This is a genomic window from Chelatococcus daeguensis (assembly GCF_001887265.1).
GTDB classification, from domain to species: domain Bacteria; phylum Pseudomonadota; class Alphaproteobacteria; order Rhizobiales; family Beijerinckiaceae; genus Chelatococcus_A; species Chelatococcus_A sambhunathii.
In genome coordinates this window covers 392,442-415,787 of record NZ_CP018095.1, presented here as the reverse complement: position 1 = coordinate 415,787, position 23,346 = coordinate 392,442, and the positions used below count along the sequence as shown (strand labels likewise).

At 68.6% G+C, this 23,346-nt stretch carries 23 protein-coding genes; 13 read left to right on the top strand and 10 right to left on the bottom strand.

Annotated features, from left to right (window positions below; all coding sequences use genetic code 11):
• The first annotated feature begins 36 nt into the window (after nt 1-36).
• The 3 genes from BOQ54_RS01915 to BOQ54_RS01905 all read left to right on the top strand — a co-directional run bounded on the left by BOQ54_RS01915 (nt 37) and on the right by BOQ54_RS01905 (nt 2,890).
• Nucleotides 37-918, top strand: coding sequence for a F0F1 ATP synthase subunit gamma (locus BOQ54_RS01915; protein WP_071923143.1), 882 nt, complete (start codon nt 37-39; stop codon nt 916-918).
• A gap of 35 nt (nt 919-953) precedes the next feature.
• A complete protein-coding gene (gene atpD, locus BOQ54_RS01910) occupies nt 954-2,405 on the top strand; it encodes a F0F1 ATP synthase subunit beta (protein ID WP_055459852.1) in 1,452 nt (483 codons plus the stop codon).
• 83 nt (nt 2,406-2,488) lie between these two features.
• The gene (locus BOQ54_RS01905) at nt 2,489-2,890 is read left to right on the top strand and encodes a F0F1 ATP synthase subunit epsilon (RefSeq protein WP_055459853.1); all 402 of its coding nucleotides are present in this window, start codon (nt 2,489-2,491) and stop codon (nt 2,888-2,890) included.
• A 68-nt stretch (nt 2,891-2,958) separates the two neighbouring features.
• On the opposite strand, the gene BOQ54_RS01900 is transcribed toward BOQ54_RS01905, so the two are convergent.
• The 5 genes from BOQ54_RS01900 to BOQ54_RS01880 form a co-directional block, all read right to left on the bottom strand.
• Nucleotides 2,959-4,575, bottom strand: a complete 1,617-nt coding sequence (locus BOQ54_RS01900; RefSeq protein WP_071923142.1) for an acyl-CoA synthetase — start codon at nt 4,573-4,575, stop codon at nt 2,959-2,961.
• An 80-nt stretch (nt 4,576-4,655) separates the two neighbouring features.
• Nucleotides 4,656-5,402 carry an ABC transporter permease gene (locus BOQ54_RS01895; RefSeq protein WP_063188321.1) on the bottom strand — a complete coding sequence of 249 codons (747 nt, stop codon included), beginning with the start codon at nt 5,400-5,402 and terminating at the stop codon, nt 4,656-4,658.
• A 98-nt stretch (nt 5,403-5,500) separates the two neighbouring features.
• On the bottom strand, nt 5,501-6,289 hold the full coding sequence (locus BOQ54_RS01890) for an ABC transporter ATP-binding protein (RefSeq protein WP_019402743.1): 789 nt from the start codon (nt 6,287-6,289) through the stop codon (nt 5,501-5,503).
• A gap of 79 nt (nt 6,290-6,368) precedes the next feature.
• Nucleotides 6,369-7,430, bottom strand: a complete 1,062-nt coding sequence (locus tag BOQ54_RS01885) for an ABC transporter substrate-binding protein (protein WP_055459855.1) — start codon at nt 7,428-7,430, stop codon at nt 6,369-6,371.
• Nucleotides 7,431-7,631: 201 nt separating this feature from the next.
• Complete coding sequence (locus BOQ54_RS01880; RefSeq protein ID WP_055459856.1) at nt 7,632-8,090, bottom strand: Lrp/AsnC ligand binding domain-containing protein; 459 nt, start codon at nt 8,088-8,090, stop codon at nt 7,632-7,634.
• Between the two features lie 123 nt (nt 8,091-8,213).
• Between BOQ54_RS01880 and putA the strand changes: the two genes are divergently transcribed.
• The 6 genes from putA (at nt 8,214) to BOQ54_RS01850 (ending at nt 15,606) form a co-directional block, all read left to right on the top strand.
• Nucleotides 8,214-11,330, top strand: a complete 3,117-nt coding sequence (gene putA, locus BOQ54_RS01875) for a bifunctional proline dehydrogenase/L-glutamate gamma-semialdehyde dehydrogenase PutA (RefSeq protein ID WP_071923141.1) — start codon at nt 8,214-8,216, stop codon at nt 11,328-11,330.
• 249 nt (nt 11,331-11,579) lie between these two features.
• Nucleotides 11,580-12,134: a peroxiredoxin gene (locus BOQ54_RS01870; RefSeq protein ID WP_019402473.1), complete on the top strand. Its 555-nt coding sequence runs from the start codon at nt 11,580-11,582 to the stop codon at nt 12,132-12,134.
• A gap of 61 nt (nt 12,135-12,195) precedes the next feature.
• The gene (locus tag BOQ54_RS01865) at nt 12,196-12,732 is read left to right on the top strand and encodes a carboxymuconolactone decarboxylase family protein (RefSeq protein ID WP_019402474.1); all 537 of its coding nucleotides are present in this window, start codon (nt 12,196-12,198) and stop codon (nt 12,730-12,732) included.
• 140 nt (nt 12,733-12,872) lie between these two features.
• A complete protein-coding gene (locus BOQ54_RS01860) occupies nt 12,873-13,559 on the top strand; it encodes a response regulator transcription factor (RefSeq protein ID WP_055459858.1) in 687 nt (228 codons plus the stop codon).
• Nucleotides 13,556-14,923, top strand: a complete 1,368-nt coding sequence (locus BOQ54_RS01855) for a sensor histidine kinase (RefSeq protein ID WP_055459859.1) — start codon at nt 13,556-13,558, stop codon at nt 14,921-14,923. Before BOQ54_RS01860 ends, BOQ54_RS01855 begins: the two co-directional genes overlap by 4 nt.
• A gap of 80 nt (nt 14,924-15,003) precedes the next feature.
• Nucleotides 15,004-15,606 (top strand): class I SAM-dependent methyltransferase, encoded by a 603-nt coding sequence (locus BOQ54_RS01850; RefSeq protein WP_071923140.1) that lies wholly within the window; start codon nt 15,004-15,006, stop codon nt 15,604-15,606.
• A gap of 38 nt (nt 15,607-15,644) precedes the next feature.
• Here the strand turns inward: BOQ54_RS01850 and BOQ54_RS01845 are convergent, their stop codons facing one another.
• Nucleotides 15,645-16,355: a CPBP family glutamic-type intramembrane protease gene (locus BOQ54_RS01845; RefSeq protein ID WP_210187188.1), complete on the bottom strand. Its 711-nt coding sequence runs from the start codon at nt 16,353-16,355 to the stop codon at nt 15,645-15,647.
• Between the two features lie 52 nt (nt 16,356-16,407).
• On the opposite strand from BOQ54_RS01845, the gene BOQ54_RS20335 reads away from it, so the two are divergent.
• The 3 genes from BOQ54_RS20335 to BOQ54_RS01835 all read left to right on the top strand — a co-directional run bounded on the left by BOQ54_RS20335 (nt 16,408) and on the right by BOQ54_RS01835 (nt 18,101).
• Nucleotides 16,408-16,530 carry a hypothetical protein gene (locus BOQ54_RS20335; protein WP_280949166.1) on the top strand — a complete coding sequence of 41 codons (123 nt, stop codon included), beginning with the start codon at nt 16,408-16,410 and terminating at the stop codon, nt 16,528-16,530.
• Nucleotides 16,531-16,612: 82 nt separating this feature from the next.
• On the top strand, nt 16,613-17,353 hold the full coding sequence (locus tag BOQ54_RS01840) for a hypothetical protein (protein ID WP_055459932.1): 741 nt from the start codon (nt 16,613-16,615) through the stop codon (nt 17,351-17,353).
• Nucleotides 17,354-17,384: 31 nt separating this feature from the next.
• Nucleotides 17,385-18,101, top strand: coding sequence for a hypothetical protein (locus BOQ54_RS01835; RefSeq protein WP_055459862.1), 717 nt, complete (start codon nt 17,385-17,387; stop codon nt 18,099-18,101).
• Nucleotides 18,102-18,112: 11 nt separating this feature from the next.
• Here BOQ54_RS01835 and cueR read toward each other — a convergent pair whose 3' ends face one another.
• Both cueR and BOQ54_RS01825 read right to left on the bottom strand, forming a co-directional pair.
• Nucleotides 18,113-18,553 carry a Cu(I)-responsive transcriptional regulator gene (cueR, locus tag BOQ54_RS01830; protein ID WP_055459863.1) on the bottom strand — a complete coding sequence of 147 codons (441 nt, stop codon included), beginning with the start codon at nt 18,551-18,553 and terminating at the stop codon, nt 18,113-18,115.
• A gap of 11 nt (nt 18,554-18,564) precedes the next feature.
• Nucleotides 18,565-21,081 carry a heavy metal translocating P-type ATPase gene (locus tag BOQ54_RS01825; RefSeq protein WP_071923138.1) on the bottom strand — a complete coding sequence of 839 codons (2,517 nt, stop codon included), beginning with the start codon at nt 21,079-21,081 and terminating at the stop codon, nt 18,565-18,567.
• Nucleotides 21,082-21,254: 173 nt separating this feature from the next.
• On the opposite strand from BOQ54_RS01825, the gene BOQ54_RS01820 reads away from it, so the two are divergent.
• Complete coding sequence (locus tag BOQ54_RS01820) at nt 21,255-21,458, top strand: cation transporter (protein ID WP_055459864.1); 204 nt, start codon at nt 21,255-21,257, stop codon at nt 21,456-21,458.
• A gap of 6 nt (nt 21,459-21,464) precedes the next feature.
• Here the strand turns inward: BOQ54_RS01820 and BOQ54_RS01815 are convergent, their stop codons facing one another.
• Complete coding sequence (locus BOQ54_RS01815) at nt 21,465-22,412, bottom strand: homocysteine S-methyltransferase family protein (RefSeq protein ID WP_071923137.1); 948 nt, start codon at nt 22,410-22,412, stop codon at nt 21,465-21,467.
• Between the two features lie 115 nt (nt 22,413-22,527).
• Nucleotides 22,528-23,316, bottom strand: a complete 789-nt coding sequence (locus BOQ54_RS01810) for a DeoR/GlpR family DNA-binding transcription regulator (RefSeq protein WP_055459866.1) — start codon at nt 23,314-23,316, stop codon at nt 22,528-22,530.
• Nucleotides 23,317-23,346: the final 30 nt, after the last annotated feature.

Below are 23,346 nucleotides of genomic sequence, written 5' to 3'. Positions count from 1 at the left end.
ACCTGCCATCGCAGCAACGGGGAATAGGCGCTCGTCATGCCGAGCTTGAAGGATCTGCGCAACCGCATCGCCTCGGTGAAGGCGACGCAGAAGATCACCAAGGCCATGCAGATGGTGGCGGCAGCCAAGCTGCGCCGTGCCCAGACGGCGGCCGAGGCGGCCCGTCCCTATGCCGAACGCATGGAGACGGTCCTCGCCAACCTCGCCTCGCGCATGACGGTGACGGAAGGCGCGCCGCGCCTTCTCGCCGGCACGGGCCGTGACGAGACGCACCTCTTGATCGTCTGCACGGCCGAGCGCGGCCTGTGCGGCGCCTTCAACAGCTCCATCGCGCGTCTTGCCCGCGACAAGGCCAATGCGCTGATGGCGCAGGGCAAGACGGTGAAGATCCTGTGCGTCGGCAAGAAGGGCTACGACATCCTGCGCCGGCAGTTCAAGGATCAGATCATCGAGCTCATCGAACTGCGCTCGGTGCGCCAGATCGGCTTCGAGAACGCCGACGCCGTGGGCCGCAAGGTGCTGCAGATGTTCGACGCCGGCGAGTTCGACGTGGCGACGCTGTTCTACAGCAAGTTCAAGTCGGTGATCTCGCAGGTGCCGACGGCGCAGCAGATCATTCCGGCCGAGTTCGACGGCGAGACGAAGGCGGCGACCGGCCTCGATGCCGTCTACGACTACGAGCCGGGCGAGGAGGAGATCCTCGCAGCACTCCTGCCGCGCAACGTCTCGGTGCAGATCTTCCGGGCGCTGCTCGAGAACGGTGCCTCCGAGCAGGGCGCGCGCATGTCCGCCATGGACAACGCGACGCGCAATGCCGGCGAAATGATCAAGAAGCAGACGCTGACCTACAACCGGACGCGTCAGGCGATGATCACCAAGGAACTCATCGAAATCATCTCGGGCGCCGAGGCTCTTTGAGGCCCCGCTCTGATTGGACCGTGAGGGTTTAGAAAATGGCGAACAAGGCGAGCGACAAGGCGGTCGGACGCATCACCCAGGTCATCGGCGCGGTCGTCGACGTGCAGTTCGACGGGCACCTGCCGGAGATCCTGAACGCGCTCGAGACGACGAACCAGGGCAACCGGCTCGTGCTCGAGGTGGCCCAGCAGCTCGGCGAGAACACCGTGCGCTGCATCGCGATGGACACCTCCGAGGGTCTTGTGCGCGGCCAGGCGGTGACGGACACGGGCGCCCCGATCAAGGTGCCGGTCGGCGACGGCACACTCGGCCGCATCATGAACGTCATCGGCGAGCCGGTGGACGAGGCCGGCCCTGTCCCGGCCGAGGACACGCGCGCCATACACCAGCCGGCCCCGAGCTATGCCGAGCAGTCCACCGAAGCGCAGATCCTCGTCACCGGCATCAAGGTCATCGACCTCCTCGCCCCTTACGCCCGTGGCGGCAAGATCGGCCTCTTCGGCGGCGCCGGCGTCGGCAAGACCGTGCTCATCCAGGAGCTCATCAACAACGTCGCCAAGGCCCACGGCGGCTACTCGGTGTTCGCCGGCGTCGGAGAGCGTACGCGCGAGGGCAACGACCTCTACCACGAGATGATCGAATCGGGCGTGAACAAGGACCCGAAGGAGCACGGCGGCTCGACAGCCGGCTCCAAGTGCGCCCTCGTCTACGGCCAGATGAACGAGCCGCCCGGCGCCCGCGCCCGCGTCGCGCTCACCGGCCTCACCGTCGCTGAGCATTTCCGCGACAAGGGCCAGGACGTGCTGTTCTTCGTCGACAACATCTTCCGCTTCACGCAGGCGGGCTCCGAGGTGTCGGCGCTTCTCGGCCGCATTCCCTCGGCAGTGGGCTATCAGCCGACGCTCGCCACAGACATGGGCGCCCTGCAGGAGCGCATCACCACCACGACGAAGGGCTCGATCACCTCGGTGCAGGCGATCTACGTGCCGGCCGACGACCTGACCGACCCGGCGCCGGCCACGTCCTTCGCCCACCTCGACGCCACGACCGTGCTGTCGCGCGCCATCTCCGAGAAGGGCATCTACCCGGCCGTCGACCCGCTCGACTCCACCTCGCGCATGCTCGACCCGCGCATCGTCGGCGAGGAGCACTACCAGGTGGCCCGCCAGGTGCAGCAGATCCTGCAGCGCTACAAGTCGCTGCAGGACATCATCGCCATTCTCGGCATGGACGAACTCTCGGAAGAGGACAAGCTCACGGTAGCGCGCGCCCGCAAGATCGAGCGCTTCCTGTCGCAGCCGTTCTTCGTCGCCGAGGTGTTCACCGGTGCGCCGGGCCAGCTCGTCGCCATCGAGGACACCATCAAGGGCTTCAAGGGCCTGTGCGAAGGCGCCTATGACCACCTGCCGGAGGCCGCCTTCTACATGGTCGGCACGATCGAGCAGGCGGTCGAGAAGGCCAAGCGCCTCGCCGCCGAAGCCGCGTAAGCTTCAAGCGTCCGGCCGCGGCCCCCGCCTTGGCCGGGCCTGACGGCGCAAAGGCCCGATTCCTGTTTCGGAGACAGATCGACATGGCGACTTTTACGTTCGAGCTCGTCTCACCCGAGCGGCTTCTCTTCTCCGGCGAGGTCGAGAGCGTCGTCGTGCCTTCGAGCGAGGGCGAGATGACGGTGATGGCCGGCCACGCGCCGGTGATGGCCGTGCTCAAGCCCGGCGTCGTCGCCGTCAGCGAGGGCAAGGGCGCCGTGCGCCGCCTCTTCGTGCGCGGCGGATTCGCCGATGTCGGCCCGGATGGCCTCACCATCCTCGCCGAAGTGGCGCTGCCGATGGAAGAGCTTGACGTCGCGACACTCGCCCAGCACGTCCGCGATGCCGAGGAAGACGTGGCCGACGCCAAGACCGACGAAGCTCGCCAGGCGGCGGCCGAGCGCCTCTCCCAGCTCACCGAGCTGCGCGACGCGCTGGTGCACTGAGCATTCTCGCCACAGCCTTTTGAAAGGCCGCCCTGCAGGGCGGCCTTTTGCGTCGAGGCGGCTTGCCGTCAGGCCTCGGACCGCAGCAGCCGGCGGATCACCTTGCCCGTGGTCGTCAGCGGCAGTTCGTCGCGAAAGGCGATCTCGCGCGGGTATTCGTGGGCTGACAGACGCTCGCGCACGAAGGCCTTGATGTCGGCGGCGAGGGCCTCGGATGGCACATAGCCGTCGCGCAGCACGATGAAGGCCTTGACGATCTCCGTGCGCACCGGATCCGGCTTGCCGACCACGGCCGCGAGCGAGACGGCCTCGTGCTTGATGAGGCAATCCTCGATCTCTCCTGGACCGATGCGGTAGCCGGCCGAGGTGATGACGTCGTCGTCGCGGCCGACGAAGTGGATGTAGCCGTCGGCGTCCAGGCTGCCCTGATCGCCCGTCGTCATCCAGTCGCCGACGAACTTGTCGCGCGTCGCCTCGGGCCGGCGCCAGTATTCGAGGAACATCACGGGATCGGGCCGCAGCACCGCGATCTGCCCGAGTTCCCCCGCCTCGCAGCGCGTGCCGTCCCGCCGGATGACCGCCACGGTGTGGCCCGGCACCGGTTTGCCGATCGCCGCGGCACGCGAGACGCCGATCGCGGCGCAGGAGGCGAGCACGAGGTTGCACTCGGTCTGGCCGTAGAACTCGTTGATGGTGAGCCCGAGCTCCTCCCGGCCCCAGGCGAAGGTCGCCTCGCCCAGCGCCTCTCCGCCCGAGGCGAGGGTCCGCAGGCGGAGGTTAAAGCGCGCCCGGAGCCGCGGCACGCTGCGCAGCATCCGGAGCGCCGTCGGCGGAATGAAGGTGTTGCGCACCTCAAGGCGCGCCATGAGGTCGAAGGCTTCTTCCGGGTCGAACTTCTCGAACTTGCGCGCCACCACCGGCACGCCGTGATGCAGGCCGGGCAGCAGCACATTGAGCAGGCCGCCCGCCCAGGCCCAGTCGGCCGGCGTCCACAGCCTGTCGCCCGGCCGGGGCAGGAACTCGTGCGGCATCTCCACACCCGGCAGGTGGCCGAGCAGCACGCGATGGCCGTGCAAGGCGCCCTTGGGATTGCCGGTAGTGCCCGAGGTATAGATCATCATGGCGGGATCGTCCGGCCCCGTGTCACGCGGCACGAAGTCCTCATCCGCCTCCGCGAGCATCTCGTCGAAGCCGATCGCCGTGCCGTCCGGTCCGTCGGTGCTGACGATCACGGCGAGGTCGGGCAACGGCACGTCGATGGCCTCGAGCGTCGCAAGGCCGGCGGCATTGGTAATGATGGCGCGGGCGCCCGCGTCCACGAGGCGGTAGCTCAGCGCGTCGACGCCAAAGAGCATGGCAAGCGGCAGGGCAACGGCGCCGAGCTTGTAGATGGCGATATGGGCGATCGCCACCTGCTGCGACTGCGGCAGGAGGATCGCCACCCGGTCGCCGGCCGCGATGCCACGGCGGCCGAGCGCATGGGCAAGACGGTTCGAGCGGCGCCGCAGGGTGCCATAGGTCAGGGCCTCGACCGTGCCGTCGCGAGCGACATCGAGGATGGCCGGCCGCTCGGGATCCGCCGCCGCCCAGCGGTCACAGCAATCGACGCCGATGTTGTAGCGCTCGGGAATACGCCAGCGGAAGCCGGCAACGAGCGCAGCATAGTCGCGAATGTCGGGCAGCATCGGCACCCCTCGTGTGGGACGTGCCGTGTTTATAGGCAAAACGCCGCAAAATCACCATGCCGGCCGGGGGCGCCGGACGATCAGGCGGCGAACTGCGAGCGCTGGGCCCAACCGGTCATGCGCCGCTCCAGCCAGGCCATCACGGCGTAGATCATGATGCCGAGGACGGCGAGCGCGATGAGGGCGGCGAAGAGCAGCGGTACGTTGAAGTCCGCGCTGGCGCGCGCCATCAGGTTGCCGATGCCGTTGCGCGAGGCATTGTACTCCGCGATCACCGAGCCGACATAGGCGAGCGTGATCGCCACCTTCAGCGAGCCGAAGAAGTAGGGCAGCGAGCGCGGCACGCCCACCTTCAGCATGATGTCGAGCTTCCTCGCGCCGAGCGCCCTGAGCACGTCCTCCACCTCCGGCTCGATGGTGGCGAGGCCGGTGGCGACATTCACGACGATGGGGAAGAAGGAGATCATGAAGGCGGTGAGCACCGCCGGCAGCCAGCCGACGCCGAACCAGATGACGAGGATCGGCACCACCGCCACCTTGGGAATGGCGTTGAAGCCGACGAGGAGCGGATAGAGCCCGGCATGGACGAAGCGCGAGGCGCCGAGCGCCAGCCCGAGCACGAGGCCGAAGACGATGGCGAGGATGAATCCGGCCGTGGTCATCCACAGCGTGTGGAAGGAGTGGAACAGGAGCGGCCACCAATAGGCGATGGTCGCGTCGAGGATGTCGCTCGGCGCCGGCAGCACATAGGAGGAGACGCCGAAGACGCGGCAGAACACCTCCCATAGCAGGAAGAAGCCGATTGTGCAGAGCCAGGGCGCCAGCATGAGCCGGCGCGCCTGCGATGCCCGGGCGCGCGCAGCGGCGTCACGCACGGCGCGCGCCTCGGCTTCAGCTGTAGCGGAGACGGTGTCGGCCTCGGCGCTCATGCTGTCTTCCTCGCATCGGCGATGTGACCGCGCAGCTCGTGCACGATGTCGATGAACGCCTTGGTGTAGGTGACCTCGAGGTCGCGCGGACGGGGAAAGTCGACCACGCGCTCGGCGACGATGCGGCCGGGGCGAGCGCTCATGCAGAAGATGCGGTCGGCGAGGAAGGTGGCCTCGCGCAGATCGTGGGTGACGAGCACCACCGTCATCCGGCGTTCGGCGTGCAGATCGCGGATCACGCACCACAGCTCCTCGCGCGTGAAGGCGTCGAGCGCGCCGAAGGGTTCGTCGAGGAGAAGGAGCTGCGGCTCATGGATGAGCGCTCGGCACAGGGAGGCACGCTGCTGCATGCCGCCCGAGAGCTCCCACGGATATTTCCCGCCCTGGCCCTTGAGCCCCACCTGGGCGAGCAGGCGCTCGGCCTTGGCGACGTAGCTGCCGCGCTCGCGCTTTAGCCGGCTGCGGTGCGGCTCGACGATCTCGAGCGGCAGGAGCAGGTTCTCGAGCGTGGTGCGCCACGGCAGCAGCGTCGGGTTCTGGAAGGCCATGCCGGCGATTCTCACCGGCTGTGTCACCGGCGCACCGCCGACGAGGATGGTGCCGGCGCGCGGGAACTGCAGGCCCGTGGCGAGCTTCATCAGCGTGGACTTGCCGCAACCGGAGGGGCCGACAACCGCGGCGAACTCGCCCTCGGCGATGGAGAGCGACAGGTGCTCGACGGCGGGAAAGCCGTCACCGCTGCCATAGGCGTGGGTGACGTCCTTCAGGGCGACGAAAGCATTCAAGCGGCTCACCTTTCCCTTGGCCACGGAGCCGGCCGCCGGGAGACGGCGGCCGGGCGAGGCGGACGACGCGACGGAACGGTCAGTCGATCATCCGCTCGGCGTGCGGGGGCAGGTAGGTGTCGACGAAGATGTCGCCGGCGACCGGCTTGTTCTTGAAGGTGAAGGTGAGGCCGATCTGCTCCAGCGCCTTCTCGAACCGCGTCGCGTCGATGCCGCCGAAGCCGTTCTCCTTGACCCAGGGCGTGATGACGTTCTGGGCCAGGTTCATCTGCAGGCGCTCGAGCTCCACCTCCTTCTTGGCGACGTCGTTGCGCTTGATGACGCTGTCGACCGCGGCGGAGGGATTGGCGACGGTGTCTTTCAGGCCGCGCACGAAGGCGCGCAGGAAGCCCTTCACCGCCTCCGGCTTCTCCTCCGCAAACTTGGCCGAGACCATGATGGCATTGCCGTAGAGCTCGACGCCATAGTCGCCCATCAGCATGACGACGATGTCGTCCACGGCGACGCCGCGCGACTTCAGGTTGATGAGCGACGACATGGCAAAGCCGAAGATGGCGTCGACCTCGCCGGAGGCGAGCATGGGCTCGCGCACCGGGAAGCCGACGTTCTCGAACTTCATCTTGGAATCGTCGAGCCCGTTGACCTGCTTGAAGATCGGCCACTGGGCGAAGGCTCCGTCGGCGACCGGAGCGCCGAAGGTCTTGCCCTCGAGGCTCTTGGGATCGGAGGAGATGCCGCGGCTCTTGCGGCCGATGATGGAGAAGGGCGGCCGGTCGTAGACCATCATCACCGCCTTCACATCGACATTGGGGTTCTCGTCGCGGAAGCGCACCAGCGAGTTGATATCGCCGAAGCCCATGTCATAGGTGCCCGAGGCGACACGCGGGATGGCCTCGCGCGAGCCGTTGCCGGTGTCGATGGTGACGTCCAGCCCCTCGTCCTTGAAATAGCCCTTGTCGATGGCGACCAGGAACGGCGCCGCCGGCCCCTCGAACCGCCAGTCGAGCGTGAAACGCAGGGGCGTTTGCGCCGCCGCGGCGCCCGTCCAGAACACAGCGGCACCGGCCACGACACCGGCGAAGGTCCTCAAGGCGGTACGCCGGCACTGACCGAAGGGGCTCAATACGGACGGAAGGGACATCGGACGGACTCCAGACTGGAAGCGTGCGGACGCGTAAGGCGCGTCATCGTTGTCGAAGCAATATTCGTACCGGGCCGAAACCGGCGAAAGAGCTCCTTCCTGCTGATCGTGACGGCACTGCCGCGCCTGTCAAGGACGATGGCTGGCCAGCCGGTCACAAAGCGTATCTTTTCCTAACGTTTCAGTCCTCCGCCCGGCCGCCTATGCCACCGGCAGCGCGCCGTCGCTCTTCACCTCCTCCATCACGGCATAGGTGCGCGTCTCGGTGACGCCGGGCAGCGACAGCAGCACGTCGCCGAGGAAGCGGCGGTAGGCGGCCATGTCGGCGACGCGCGTCTTGACGAGATAGTCGAAGCCGCCGGCCACCATGTGGCACTCCAGCACCTCCGGCGCGCGGCGCACGGCTTCGGCGAAACGCTCGAAGATGTCGGGTGTCGTCTTGTCGAGGGACACCTCGACGAAGACCATCAGTTCGAGGCCAAGCTTGCGCGGGTCGAGCCGTGCGCCATAGCCGGTGATGTAGCCCTCGCGCGTCAGGCGCTTCAGCCGCTCGCTCGTCGCGGTCGGCGACAGGCCGATTCGCTCGGCGAGTTCCACGGTGGTGATGCGCCCGTCCGCCTGCAGGACGGCGAGGATGCGCTTGTCAGTGCGGTCGATCACTTATCATTCTCACTATCATGATTTCTTTTTATAGCGATTTTTGCTGACAATTCCCGCTTTCGTCAAATCGAACCACGGCGATATCCGCGGTATCCTGACGATCTCTCAAGGAGTTGATCGTCAATGCATTCCGCCTCTTCCGCCAACAACCCGCCTGATGCCCCCCTGCCGCCCTTCCGGGCCCCCTTCGCGCCCGACGATGCGGCGATCGCCCGTGAGCTCATGGCCAGGGCCGCGCTGGTGCCGGAGCGCGAGCGTGGCATCGATAGGCTGGCGGGAAGCCTCATCGAGGCGATCCGCTCCAGGAGTGGCGGCCTCGGCGGCGTCGAGGAACTGCTGCGCGAGTATTCGTTGTCGACGCGCGAGGGGCTCGCGCTGATGGTGCTGGCGGAAGCGCTGCTGCGCGTGCCCGACAGCGTCACCGCCGACCGACTGATCGAGGACAAGCTCGGCCAGGGCGACTTCGCCCGCCACGAGTCGAAGTCCGATGCCTTCCTCGTCTCAGCCTCGGCCTGGGCGCTCGGCGTGACGGCACGCATCATCCAGCCCGGCGAGACGCCCGAGGGCATCCTCGGCCAGCTTGCCAAGCGCATCGGCCTGCCGGCGGTGCGCACGGCGACGCGCCAGGCCATGCGGGTGCTCGGCAACCATTTCGTGCTCGGCCAGACCATCGAGGAGGCGCTGAAGCGTGCCCAGTCCGGCGCGGGCCGCATCTACCGCTATTCCTTCGACATGCTGGGCGAGGGGGCGCGCACGCAGGACGACGCTGACCGCTACTGGCGCTCCTATGCGCAAGCCATCGACGCCATCGGCCGGGCCGCTGGCAACGAGCCGCTGCCCAACCGCCCGGGCATCTCCGTGAAGCTCTCGGCGCTTCACCCCCGCTACGAGGCGGTGAGCCACGCGCGGGTGATGGCGGAGCTCGTGCCGCAGGTGATCGCGCTCGCCGAAAAGGCCAAGGGCTACGACCTCAACTTCACGATCGACGCCGAGGAGGCGGACCGGCTGGAGCTGTCGCTCGACGTCATCGCCGCCGTCGTCGCCGCTCCCTCGCTCGCCGGCTGGGACGGCTTCGGCCTCGCCATCCAGGCCTACCAGAAGCGCGCCGCGGCCGTGATCGACTGGATCGCCGCTCTCGCCGAACACCATAACCGCCGCTTCATGGTGCGCCTCGTCAAAGGCGCCTACTGGGACACGGAGATCAAGCGCGCCCAGGAGCGCGGCCTTGCCGGCTACCCCGTCTTCACCCGCAAGGCGATGACGGATCTGAACTACATGGCCTGTGCCGAGAAGCTGCTTGCCTTGCGGCCGCGCATCTTTCCGCAGTTCGCCACCCACAATGCGCTCACCGTCGCCAGCATCGTCGAACGGGCCGGCAATACGGACGGATTCGAGTTCCAGCGCCTGCACGGCATGGGCGAGGCGCTCTACGGCAAACTGTTCGAGGCCATGCCGGGCACCGCCTGCCGTACCTATGCGCCGGTCGGGGGGCACCGCGACCTCCTCGCCTATCTGGTGCGCCGCCTGCTCGAAAACGGCGCCAATTCCTCCTTCGTCTCCGTGGCCGCCGACCCGAACGTGCCGATCGCCGAGATCCTCAAGCGGCCGGCGGCGATCATCGGCACGCCCGAGGCGGCTACCCACCCGCGCCTGCCTTTGCCAGCGGCGCTCTATGGCTCGCGCGTCAATTCCGCCGGCGTCGAATTCGGCCACGCGGAGGAGTTGTCCCGTCTCATGGACGACCTGAAGAAGGCGGGCCTGCCGACGGCACCGGCACGGGCCATCGTCGGCGGCGAAGCCCGGCCCGGCACGCGCCGCGAGATCGTCAGCCCCATCGACGGCAGGACCATCGCCGGCGTCGTCGAGGATGCGGACGAGGCTACCGCCGATGTGGCGATGGCGGCGGCGAAGGCCGGTTTTAGTGCCTGGGCGGCAACGCCCGCCGCGACGCGTGCCGAAGCCATCCGCAAGGCTTCCGACCTTCTGGAGGCGCGGCGCGGGCTGTTCCTCAACCTACTGCAGGTCGAAGCCGGCAAGACGCTCGACGACGCGGTGGCGGACCTACGCGAAGCAGTGGACTTCTGCCGCTATTATGCGCGGCAGGCCGAGCGGCTCTTCGGCGAGGGTACGGTGATGCCCGGCCCGACGGGCGAAGAGAACCGCCTCGTGCTGCGCGGGCGCGGCCCCTTCGTCGCCATCTCGCCGTGGAATTTCCCGCTCGCCATCTTCCTCGGGCAGGTGACGGCGGCGCTCGTCGCCGGCAATTCAGTCGTCGCCAAGCCGGCCGAGCAAACGCCCGTGATCGCCTTCGAGGCGGTGAAGCTGCTGCACGAGGCCGGTGTGCCGAGAAGCGCCCTCCACTACGTGCCCGGCGACGGGCGCATCGGCGCCCGGCTCGTCGCCCACCCGGCCGTCGCCGGCGTCGTCTTCACCGGCTCGACGGAGGTCGCGCGCATCATCAACCGCACGCTTGCCGCCAAGGAAGGGCCGATCGTGCCACTCATCGCCGAAACGGGCGGCATCAATGCCATGATCGTCGACGCGACCGCTCTGCCCGAGCAGGTGGCCGACGACGTCGTCACGTCCGCCTTCCGCTCCGCTGGTCAGCGCTGCTCGGCGCTGCGCCTCATGTGCGTGCAGGAGGATGTCGCGGACCGGATGATCGAGATGGTGGTAGGCGCCGCACGCGAGCTCAAGGTGGGCGATCCGCGCGATCCGTCCGTCCATGTGGGGCCCGTGATCGATGCCGAGGCCAAGGAGAAGCTCGAGGCCCATATCAAGGCGATGAAGGAGAGCGCCCGCACGCATCTTGCCACACCCGGCCCGACGCCGGGCACCTATGTCGGCCCCCACGTGTTCGAGCTCGCCGGCCCGAGCGACCTCAAGGAAGAGATCTTCGGCCCCATCCTGCATGTCGTGCGCTACAAGGCGAACAGGCTCGACGACGTGATCGCCGCCATCGATGCCACGGGCTATGGCCTGACGCTCGGCATCCACTCGCGCATCGAGGACACGGTCGCGCGGATCGTCGCACGACTCGAGACGGGCAATGTCTACGTCAACCGCAACATCATCGGCGCGGTGGTCGGGACCCAGCCCTTCGGCGGCCACGGTCTCTCCGGTACCGGGCCGAAGGCAGGCGGACCACACTACCTCCTGCGCTTCGCCACCGAGCAGACGGTGACGATCAACACCGCTGCCGCCGGCGGCAATGCCAGCCTGATCGCGATGGGCGAATAGAAGGGACGGCGCCGCTCTCCCCGCCCCCGCACGGGCGAGGGAAAGCAGGTAGCCGCGAGCCATTCGTCGCACCGGGCCCGCCATGCGGCCTGCGCAATTTACTTTCGCCGCGGCGCGGCTATTGTCGCGGCGCAGCGCATGATTTGTGCGCTGCACAGGAGCTGCGTCCGTGGCTCCTTCCAGCCAATTTCCCCTCGGCGGCGCGGGCGCGGCAGGCGCGGCGCGGCCACTGCTTTGCGGAGAAGCGACATGCTCGGAATCGGCGACAAGCTCCCCTCGTTCAGCGTCACCGGCGTCAAGCCCGGCTTCAACAACCACGAAGAGAACGGCCAGAGCGCCTTCGAGACGATCACGGACGAGAGCTTTGCCGGCAAGTGGAAGGTGATCTTCTTCTATCCGAAGGACTTCACCTTCGTGTGCCCGACCGAGATCGCGGAGTTCGCCCGCCTCGCCGGCGAGTTCGCGGACCGTGACTGCGTCGTCCTCGGCGGCTCGACGGACAACGAGTTCGTGAAGCTCGCCTGGCGCCGCGCCCATCCCGACCTCGACAAGCTGCCGATCTGGTCCTTCGCCGATACCAACGGCTCCCTGGTCGACGGGCTCGGCGTGCGCTCGCCGGACGGTGTCGCCTACCGCTACACCTTCATCGTCGACAACGAGAACACCATCCAGCACGTCTATGCGACCAACCTCAACGTCGGCCGCAACCCCAAGGACACGCTGCGCGTTCTCGACGCCCTGCAGACGGACGAGCTCTGCCCCTGCAACCGCGAGGTCGGCGGCGCCACGCTGAAAGCCGCGTGAGCCGCGGGGCCGGGCGGGCATGCCCGGCCCTCACCCGCCCCTGAAGCCAAGGACGCAATCGATGTCGTTCGACACGCTGAAGAGCAAGATCCCCGACTTCGCCAAGGACGTGCGGCTCAATCTTTCGTCGCTGGCCCAGGACGAAACCCTGAGCGAGCAGCAGAAGTACGGTCTCATCCTCGCCTGCGGCATCGCCACCCGCAACGCCGAGGTGGCCGCCGCCTGCGAGGCCGAGGCCAAGGCCAAGCTGTCGCCGGTGGCGCTCGACGCCGCCCGCGCCGCCGCCTCGATCATGGCGATGAACAACGTCTACTACCGCTTCGTCCACCTTGCCTCGAACAAGGAATACGGCACCCTGCCGGCGAAGCTGCGCATGAACGTCATCGGCAACCCCGGCGTCGACAAGGTCGATTTCGAGCTGTGGTCCCTGGCCGTCTCGGCCATCAACGGCTGCGGCATGTGCATCGACGCGCACGAGAAGGTGCTCAAGGATGCCGGCCTGCCGACGGCCACCGTGCAGACGGCGGTGCGCTTCGCCGCCATCATCCAGTCCGCCGCCGTGGCGCTGGAGGCCGCCGCGCTCGCGACGGCCGCGTGAGCCGCGCCTGCCGGCCGGGACGAGCGAAGGGCCGCCACGCGCGGCCCTTTTTCATTCCGGGCACGGCAGGACCCGCGCGGCGCAACGCTTCCGCAATGATCGCCGCTCACAGATGATGATCCGGCACAGCGGAGCGACCATTGCGGATCCTGCTCGTCGAAGATGAGGTCGAGATGGCCGGCGCCCTGGCGTCGGCCCTGCAGCGCCACGACATCGTGCTCGATCACGTGACGAGCCTCGCCGAGGCGCGCGAGGCGCTGGCGGGCGAGGTACACCATGCCGTCCTCGTCGACCGCCGCCTGCCGGATGGCGAGGGGCTCGATCTCGTCCGCGGGCTCAGGGGCGGCGAGCGCGCGGCGCTGCGCCATCTGCCGGTGATCGTGCTCACGGCCCGCGGCGACATCGAGGACCGCGTTGCCGGCCTCGACGCCGGCGCCGACGATTATGTGCCCAAGCCCTTCGCCGTCGAGGAATTGCTGGCGCGCCTGCGTGCCATCCTGCGCCGGCCGGGCGCCGTCTCGCAGCGCTCGCTGCGCATCGGCCATCTGACCTTCGACACCGAGCATCGCGAGGCGAACGTCGGGGGCGCGCGCCTCGACCTGCCGCGCCGTGAGCTCCTGGTGCTCGAGACGCTGCTGCGCCGCGCCGGCCGTACGGTAATGCGCACCATGCTGGAGGAAGCGGTCTACGGCTACAGCGACGAGATCCAGTCGAACGCTCTCGACGCCCACGTCTCACGCCTGCGCCGCAAGCTGACCGAAGCCGGGGCAGGCCTCGAGATCCACAACGTCCGCGGGGTCGGCTACCTGCTGCGGCCGGCCTCATGAGAGGCGGCACGCGCCATTCGCTCAAGCGGCGCCTGGTAACGCGGCTCATCGCGGTGCAGGCGGCCGTCGTCGCGCTCGTCGTCCTCGCGGTCTTCCTCACCCTCTGGCTGGGCGGCCACTTCGCCAGCAAGCTCGAGCCCGAGGACGCGATCCTCGAGGCCGTGGCCCATGCCCTCGGGCGCGATAGCGGCGGCGGCCTCATCCTTCGTCCGACGCGGCAGCTCGCCGAATTGCGACAGCGCTCGCCCGACCTGTGGTTCGTCGTGCGCGACAAGGATGGCGCCATACTCTCCGAGGGGCGGGTGCCCGATGACTATGCGCGCATCGGCGCATTCGCAATGCGAATCGGCCAGGCGCGCTTCGGCTGGAATCTCGGCGATCCGCCAGGGCAGATCGCCCGCCTGAAGCAGATGGATACCGCTGCCGGGCGCGTGCAGGTGCTGACCGGCCCCGGTAGCGACATACCGCTGCGGCGTATCGTCTGGGCCGTCACGATCAGCTTCGCCGGCATCGTCCTGCCCATCGTCCTCGTCATGGCGCTGGCGACGCTGACCGCCACGCCGCTCGTCGTCGGCCGGGCGCTGGCCGGCCTGACGACGGTCGCCGAAAAGGCACGCCAGATCGACGCCGGCCGGCGCGGCGGGCGCCTGCCGCTCGACGGCGTGCCGGCCGAGGTCGTGCCGCTCGTCACGGCCGTCAACGACGCCCTCGCCCGTCTCGATGACGGCTACGAGCGTCGCCAGCGGTTCCTCGTCGATGCCGCGCACGAGCTGCGCACGCCCATCGCCATCTTGACGACGCGGCTCGAGGCACTCGACGACAGCCCGCAGCGGCAGCGCCTGCTCGCCGATGCCGCGCGCCTCTCCAACCTCGCGGGCCAGCTGTTGGACCTGCAGCGCATCGATGCGGCGCCCTGTGCCATGACAAGCCTCGACCTCGTCGCCCTGGCGCGCGAGGTCGCCGCCGACCTTGCCCCGCTCGCCATCGCCGCGGGCTTCGAACTGTCGTTCGAGGCGTGTGTGAAGACGATGAAGGTGCGTGGCGACCCGCTCGGGCTGGGGCGGGCGCTAACCAATCTCGTACAGAACGCCATCGACCATGCCGGCCGGCCCGGCCTCATCACCATCACAGTTGCCGAAGGCGGCATCGTCGAGATCGCGGACGACGGCAACGGCATCCCTGCGGCCCAGCGCGAGCAGATCTTCGAGCCTTTCCAGCGCCTCGACACGCGCTCGCACGGCACCGGCCTCGGGCTGCATCTCGTCGTCGAGATCGTGCGTCTGCACGGCGGCACCATCGCCGTCGTCGATGCGCCCGGCGGCGGCGCCTGCTTCCGCATCGCCCTGCCGCAGCCGGAGGACTGATCCGGGCGGGCGTCATGCTTCCACAATCCGGGTCGGCGACAAGCGAATGGGGCCCGCCATAGGAAGGATCGTCGCAAGCCATGTCCGTCGCCCGTCCATCCGATCTCGTCCAGTTCCTCCGCGCCTGGTGCGCCGATCCGGCCCGAGTCGGCGCCGTTGCGCCATCCGGCGCTGCTCTCGCCGAGCTCATCACGCGCGAGATCGGGCCGGCCTCGGCGCCCGTCATCGAACTCGGCCCCGGTACCGGCGCCTTCACAGAGGCGATCCTCGCCCGCGGCGTTGACGCCCGCGACCTCGTGCTCGTCGAATACGGCTCCGACTTCGCCCGCCTCCTGCAGGCGCGCTTCGACCGGGCCCGGGTGCTGTGGATGGACGCGGCCCGACTTGCCCAGGTCGAGCTGTTCGACGGACGTCCGGCCGGGGCCGTCGTCAGCGGCCTGCCACTGCTCAACCTGTCGCCGCGCAAGGTCATGGCCATTCTCGATGGCGCCTTTCGCCACCTCAGGCCCCAAGGTGCCTTCTACCAGTTCACCTACGGCATGCGCTGCCCGGTGCCGCGGACCATCCTCGACCGGCTCGGCCTCAGGGCGACGAACCTCGGGCGTACCGTTCGCAATGTGCCGCCGGCGGCAGTCTATCGCATCACCGCCCGCCCGCAGAGGCGCGGTGTGAAACAGGTCTGAAGGGCCGGACATTTCCTGCACGATGCGGCGCCTTAACCTCAGGGCAGGAACAGCATCGGAGCGATCTGCAGGGGAAGATGTGCGGCCGCATGAGCGATCATGGCGGCCTCCAGTCCCCGTCGGACATAGATGAACCCGCACACCACACCCACGAGGCCGTTGAGCAGCAGGGCACGCAGGACGATCGCAGGGGTCAGCGGGGCGAGTGCCGCCGTGGCCGGAAGATGGCCAAGCCCGAAGACGATCGCAGCGACGGCGATGGCGATGACGACGGGCACGGTGCCGGCCCGCGCGCCCTCACGCCAGCCGCATGCAAGGAGATAGACGAGCGCGGACACAAGAAAGAGGCGCAGGAGGATCTCCTCGGCGAGGCCACCATACAGAAGGCCGGCGAGCAGACGCTTCCACAGGGCGACCTCGCCGAAGATGGCGGCAGAAGGCGGCAGCACGCCGCGAAAGAGAACCCCGTCCACGGCGACCACCAGAAGGCCGACGCCGAGCCCGACCATCACCGCCCGGTCAAGGCGCGCGTCCGCCAGGGGCGCGGGCCGCCCGCTGGCCAGCGCCGCCAGCAGCGGTGCGCCGGGAAGCCCGACGTGCTCGGCGGACCTCAGGCCGAGATGGGCGGCAAGCGCGAAGACGACCAGCGCCTGCAGCGCCATCCCGGCGATCAGGACCGGCCAGGGGGGCAGGCCGGCCATCCCTCCGTGCAGGGCGAAAGCCACGGGCAGGGTGGCGAATGAGGCCACGACTCCCAGAATCGACAACACCAGGACGAGCCGACGGTGGGGGGACGGTTGCATGACGAGCCTGTTCCGCGATGGTTGCGCCTCGGCGCTGCAGGCCCTGCTAAAGCGGGTAGATTACCTGGATATGATGAACCTGTGCCGCAGCAGCACCGCGCCACTAAAATTGCATTCTTGACGTGTTACAACCATTGCGCGAATAATGATTTTGCTTACACTTGTTCCGTTTTCACAAGCCTTTCTTTCACCGGGGTCATTTCATGAAACATACGGTTATCCTGGTCGGCGCCGACAAGGGCGGTGTCGGCAAGACCACGACGTGCCGCGGCCTTCTCGACTATCTCATCGACCGCAACATCCTGCCTCGTGCCTTCGACACCGAAACACCTCGTGGCACGCTGCAGCGCTTCCACCCCGATATCACCGAGATCGTCGACCTGTCGCTGACGGCCGGCCAGATGCGCATCATCGACACACTGTCGCGCACAGACGTGAAGGCGAGCGTCGTCGACGTGCGCGCCGGCCAGATGGGACGAACCCTGGCCGCGCTGCGTGACATGGGCTTTCTAGAGGCGGTGGCCGAAAAACGCTTCAACTTCATCGTCCTGCATGTCCTCGGGCCGTCCATCGCATCGCTGGACGAGATTGCGGAGACGGCGCCCTTCACGAGCGATGCCCAGTATTTCCTGGTGAAGAACAAGGTGAACGACACCACCTTCTTTGATTGGAGCCCCTCCACGTCCAAGGCCTATTTCGGCAAGGTCAAATGCGCGGGTGAAATCACCATCCCGAAGCTCAACGAGATGGCCTACGAGCAGGTGGAACTCGCGGGAACGAGCTTCTCCACCTTCATTGCCGACAAGTCGCGCGACGGCGAGGAAGCCGGCCACTCCTTCGTGCTGCGTGGCTATGTCCGCTCCTGGCTGCGCTCCGTCTGCGCGGAATTCGATCGAGTGCACTTCGCCGACATCATGACGGCCCGCCCGGCGAAGAGAGCCTGAGCGAAGCCGAGGCAACGAGCTGGAAGCCCCGATGCGGCACGTCGTCATGAGTGGCTGGACGCCCATATTCATCGCCTGCGGGCCACTGGCGAACGCCGGCAAGACCCTTTCCGCGCGACTCTTCCTGGAGTTCTGCCGGGCGAGCGGGCGCTCGCCCCTCGCCTTCGACGTCAATCCACACGATGCGGAACTGGCAGCGGCAACGAGTGGCGCCGCGCACATCGTCAATCTCTCCACCACGGCCGGACAGATGCGGCTGTTCGAGGGCATGCTGCAGGCGGGACCGGAAGCGCGGGTGGTCGACCTTTGGCACGGCTCCTACGAGCCCTTCCTCGACCTCATGGAGCAGATGGAGTTTGCCTCGGAAGCCGCCCTGCGCGATTTCAGACTGGTGCTGCTGCTGCACGGACGTTCGCTCGAAGACCTCGACATCCAGGCCGAGCAACTGCGCGCCCGCATCAATCCGGCCGAAACCATCGTCGTGCTCAACGAACACATCTGCGAATCGGCAGGGCCGTCATTCGCGCGCTTCGAACATTCCCTCTCGATCCCCGTGCTCGCGCCCTCCATTCTGCAACAGCTGGCGCGCATGCGGCTCGGGCTCGTCGAGGGGATCGACGCCGAACGCGGCCTGCCCTCCATGGTGGCCCGCAGTTGCCTGCGGGACTGGCTGACGCAGATCTTCGCGCAGTTCCACTGCATCGAACTGCGCCACCGTCTCGGCGCCACGACCTTCAACCCGGGCTGAGCGCGGCACCGTCACACCCGAGCGGGGCGTCGCGCTGCCCTGTTCCGTTGCGCCTCATCGAGGTCGCCCTGGGCGAGGTTGTCGAGAATGGGGCAGTGGGGCCGGTCGTCGCCATGGCAGTGGTCGGCGAGATGCCTGAGCGTGTTCACCATCTCGCGGATCTGCCGCATCTTCTCCTCGAGATCGGCGATATGGGTGGTGGCGATACGCTTCACGTCGGCGCTGGCGCGATCGCGGTCGGCCCACAGGGCGAGCAGCTCGCTGATCTCCTTGACGGAGAAGCCGAGGTCGCGCGCGCGACGGATGAAGCGCAGCCGATGGACGTCGCTCGTCGAATAGACGCGGTAGCCCGCCTCGGTGCGCGCGACGCCGGCGACAAGGCCAATCTGTTCATAATAGCGGATCATCTTGGCCGAGACGCCGGAGGCGGCCGCGGCTTCGCCGATGTTCATGGGTTTGCTCCTCAGCTTCCGGCACCTGCCGGCTGCGGTGGCGAAAACCGCCGCAGCCGCAGGGCGTTGGTGACGACGAAGACACTCGACAGGGCCATGGCACCGGCGGCCAGCATCGGCGACAGCAGGATGCCGGCAGCCGGATAGAGCACGCCCGCCGCCACGGGGATGAGCGCGACGTTGTAGGCGAAGGCCCAGAAGAGGTTTTCGGTAATGTTGCGCATCGTCGCCCGCGACAGGGCGAGCGCCGTCGCGACCCCGGTGAGGGCGCCCGACATCAGCACCACGTCGGCGCTCTCGATGGCGACATCCGTCCCGGTGCCGATGGCGATGCCGACATCGGCGGCGGCGAGCGCCGGCGCATCGTTGATGCCGTCGCCGACGAAGGCGACGGGGCCGGCGCGCTTCAGCCGCTCGACGACGTCGACCTTGCCGCCGGGCAGCACCTCCGCTTCCACGGCATCGATGCCGAGGCGCCGGGCGACGGCCTCGGCCGTGCGCCGGTTGTCGCCCGTGATCATCACGACGGAGAGGCCGAGCGCATGCAGGGCCGCCAGAGCGGCCGGCGTCGAGGGCTTGACCGTGTCCGCGACGGCGACGATGGCGGCGAGACGCCCGTCGACGGCGACATAGAGCGGCGTGCACCCCTCGTCCGCGAGCCGCGCCGCCTCTTCGGCGAAGGGCGCGACGGCCACGCCGAGCCGTTGCATCAGGCGGTCCGCGCCGACCTCGACCCGGCGGCCCGCGATGACGGCGCTGACGCCGAAGCCGGGATCCGCCGAGAAGGCATCGGCGGGGGCCAGGCCAAGGCCCCGCTCCTCGGCGGCGCGCACCACCGCCTGGGCGATCGGGTGCTCGGAGCGCGCCTCGGCCGAGGCGAGGAGGCCGAGCACCTCGGCCTCGTCGAAGCCCTCCGCGGTGACGAGGTCGGTCAGCGACGGCCGGCCCTCGGTCAGGGTGCCCGTCTTGTCGAGGGCGACGGTGCGCACGCCCCGCAGGCTCTGCAGCGCGTCCCCCTTGCGGAAGAGGACGCCGAGCTCCGCCGCCCGGCCCGTGGCGACCATGATCGAGGTGGGTGTCGCGAGCCCCATGGCGCAGGGGCAGGCGATGATGAGCACCGCCACCGCATTGACGAGCGCAAAGGATAGCGCCGGATCGGGGCCGAGGGCCAACCAGGTGAGGAAGGTCGCGCTCGCGACGGCGACGACCGCCGGCACGAACCAGGCCGTGACCTTGTCGACGAGGCCCTGGATGGGCAGCTTCGCGCCCTGGGCTGCCTCGACCATGCGGATGATCTGGGCGAGCAGCGTCTCGGCGCCCACCTTGGTGGCGCGGAAGGTGAAGGAGCCGGTGCCGTTGACCGTGCCCGCCACCACCTCCGCCCCCGCTTCCTTGGCGACAGGGACCGGCTCGCCCGTGATCATGGACTCGTCGACAAAGGAACGGCCGTCGAGAACTTCGCCATCGACGGCGATGCGCTCGCCGGGGCGCACCACGACGGTATCACCCGCCGCGACGGCGCCGATGGCAATCTCCTGCTCGGTGCCGTCGCACAGGACGCGCGCCGTGCGCGGCTGCAGGCCGACGAGGCGGCGCACGGCCTCGCCGGTGCGGCCCTTCGCCCGCGCCTCCAGATAGCGGCCGACGAGGATGAGGGTGACGATGACCGCCGCCGCCTCGAAATAGACGTGGGTCGTCTCGGCCGGCAGCAGGGCGGGAGCAAAGGTCGCCACGCTCGAGTAGAGGAAGGCCGCGCCCGCGCCGAGCACGACGAGGGCGTTCATGTCCGGCGCGCCGCGCACAAGGGCGGGCACGCCCTTCGCGAAGAAGCGGCGGCCGGGCAGGGCGAGCACGGCGGCCGTCAGCGCGAACTGCAGCGGCCAGTTGAGATCGCCGAGCGTCGCCATCACCCAGTGGTGGAAATCGGAGAAGAGGTGAGCCCCCATCTCCACGATGACGATCGGCAGCGTCATGACGGCGGCCAGGGCGACGTCGCGACGCAGGAGGCGCGCCTCCTCGTCACGCCGGTCTGTCGCCTCGGCCCCGCCGGCCGCGCCCCCGTCGAGCGGGCGCATGCCGTAGCCGGCCCGCTCCACCGCCGCGACGAGCGCAGCCGCGTCGACCGTACCTGCGGCGTGCTGCACGAGGGCCTCGCCGGTGGCGAGGTTGACGCTCGCCGCGATGACGCCGGGCACCGCGCGGAGCGCCTTCTCGATGCGCGCGACGCAGGAGGCGCAGGTCATGCCCTCGACGGCGAAGCGGCTGGTCTCGACGGCGACCGAATAGCCGGCCTCGGCGACGGCGGCGACGACGGGCGCGATGTCGGCGTCGCGGCCGGCGAAGGCGATCCGCGCCCGCTCGGTCGCGAGATTGACGTCGGCCGCCGCGACACCGGAGGCGCCGGCGATGGCCCTCTCGACGCGCCGCACGCAGGAGGCGCAGGTCATGCCCTCGATGGGCAGGAAAACCGTCGGGCCCTGCGCGGCGACGGCGCCGGCCGAGCCGGCCTCGTCGGGTGATCTCTTCATCGGCAACTCCCGCATGTCTCGAAGTTGCCCCTCACATGAGGCTTCCCATGATGGGAAGGTCAAGGGCCGTTGCAAGAGCCGTTGCAAGGGCCCTCCATCGGCTGAAGCCGCTTGACCTTACTATGATGGGAAGGATTAGACAGGGCCGGGATCAATCGTTCCGGAGATCATCCATGCTCACGTTCCAGGTTCCCGAGATGAGCTGCGGCCATTGCGTCGCGGCCATCGAGCGCGCCGTCAAGGCGCTCGATGCCCACGCGGAGGTTGCCGTCGACCTTTCCGCCCGCAAGGTGACGGTCAAGACGACGCGCGACGAGGCCGCGATCCGCCGCGCCATCGACGCGGCCGGCTATCCGGCGGAACGGATCGCCGCCTGAGCGGCGTCAGTCGAGGCACTCCTCGCAGATCGCGCGCAGGTGGCGGATGTCGGTGCCACAACAGCCGCCGAGCACGCATACATGGCGCATCAGCCCCTCGCGCAGCGCCCTGTAGCGCCGGCCAAGATCGATCGGATCGCCGGGATCGAGCTCGGTCGCCGCGTCGAGCTCGGCATGGCTCGTCCTCGAGGCATTGGCGCGAATGCCGCCGATGCGGCGGCGCCAAGGGGCGCCGTCGTCGTCGAGCACCCCGGCGAAATGCGTCGGGTGCGCGCAGTTGATCATGTAATAGGCGGGATAGCCGCCGGTCTCGTCATCCACCATCGCGATGGCTTCGGCAAGGCTCTCGCCGGACGGCAGCCGCCCGTCTGTCTCCACCGTGAAGGAAATGGCGACCGGCATGGCGTTCGCCCGTGCGGCGCGGGCGATGCCGGCGGCCTCGCGCGCATAGGTCATGGTGATCGCGCTCACCATGTCGGTCTCCGTCGCCGCTAGCGCGTCGACCTGATGGCCGTGGTAGCTCTCCGCCTCCGCGGGCGACATGCTGGTATCGGCGATATAGCCGTCGCCGCGCGGGCCGATGGCCCCGTTGATGACGATGGAGGTGCCGGCGGCCTCGAAACGCCGGCGCAGCTCCTCCGCAAGCGTGACGGAGGCCCGCTGCACCCGGGCGAGGTCGGCCATGGTATAGCCGAGGCGCGCACCCCAGTCAGGGCTGGCCCGCCACGTCGCCGTGTCGAGCACGAAGCCGACGCCGCGGGCGCGGGCGAGCTCGAGATAGGGCACGAAATAACGGCTCAGGCGCTCGCGGCCCTCCTCGTCGAGCACGAGAGGAAAGGCAGCAAAACAGGGCAGGTCGAGATTGTCGTGAAAGACGAGGGTGGTCTCCAGCCCGCCATCCGCCAGGAAGGGCTGACCGTCGAGCTGCGGCAGTCGCTGTCGGTAGAGTGCCATCGTCCGCTCCTTTCGGCGTGGAACGACCCATGAGGCGCGCTCGCGGCGCGCGCCGTCTGTGCCGCGGCGCACACGGCGCCCCGCAGGGAGCGGCTTTCTACCGGAGCGCAGGTCGCTACGCTTCCTCGATAGGCGTCTCGCCCACCTCGACGATCTCCACGCCGTGGTCGGCGCACAATTCGCGCAATGGGGCGGAGGTCAGCCGGTCGGTCACGAAGACATCGACCTCGCGCAGATCGGCAATGCGCACCGGTGCCGTGCGGTCGAGCTTGTGCGCATCGGCGACGAGGACAACGCGGCGCGCATTCTCGATGATGGCGCGCGCGACCCGCACTTCCCGGTAGTCGAAATCGAGCAGCGCCCCGTCCTCGTCGATGGCCGATGCGCCGATGACGGCATAATCCACCTTGAACTGGCGCACGAACTCGACCGCCGCCGAGCCGATGATGGCCCCGTCGGCCCGGCGCACCGGCCCGCCCGCAAGGATGACGTCGATGGCCGGATGGCGATAGAGCAGCGTCGCCACGTTGAGATTGTTCGTGATGACGAGCAAACCCTCGTGGTCGACGAGCGCGCGCGCCACCTCCTCCGTCGTCGTGCCAATGTTGATGAAGAGCGAGGCATTGTTCGGAACCAGCCGCGCCGCCGCCTCGCCGATGGCCCGCTTGCTGGTATGAGCGATGAGGCGGCGGGCCTCGTAGGACAGGTTCTCGACGCCCGAGACGACGATGGCGCCGCCGTGCACCCGTGTCATCAGCCGCCGGTCGCAGAGCTCGTTGAGATCCTTGCGGATGGTCTGCGGCGTCACCTCGAAGCGCCCGGCGAGGTCCTCGACATTGACCCGGCCCTGGACGCGCGCGATGGCCAGGATCTCCTGCTGGCGCGGTGTGATACTGTCGCTCATGGGGCCGCCCCTGCCGCTCGGGCCGATTCG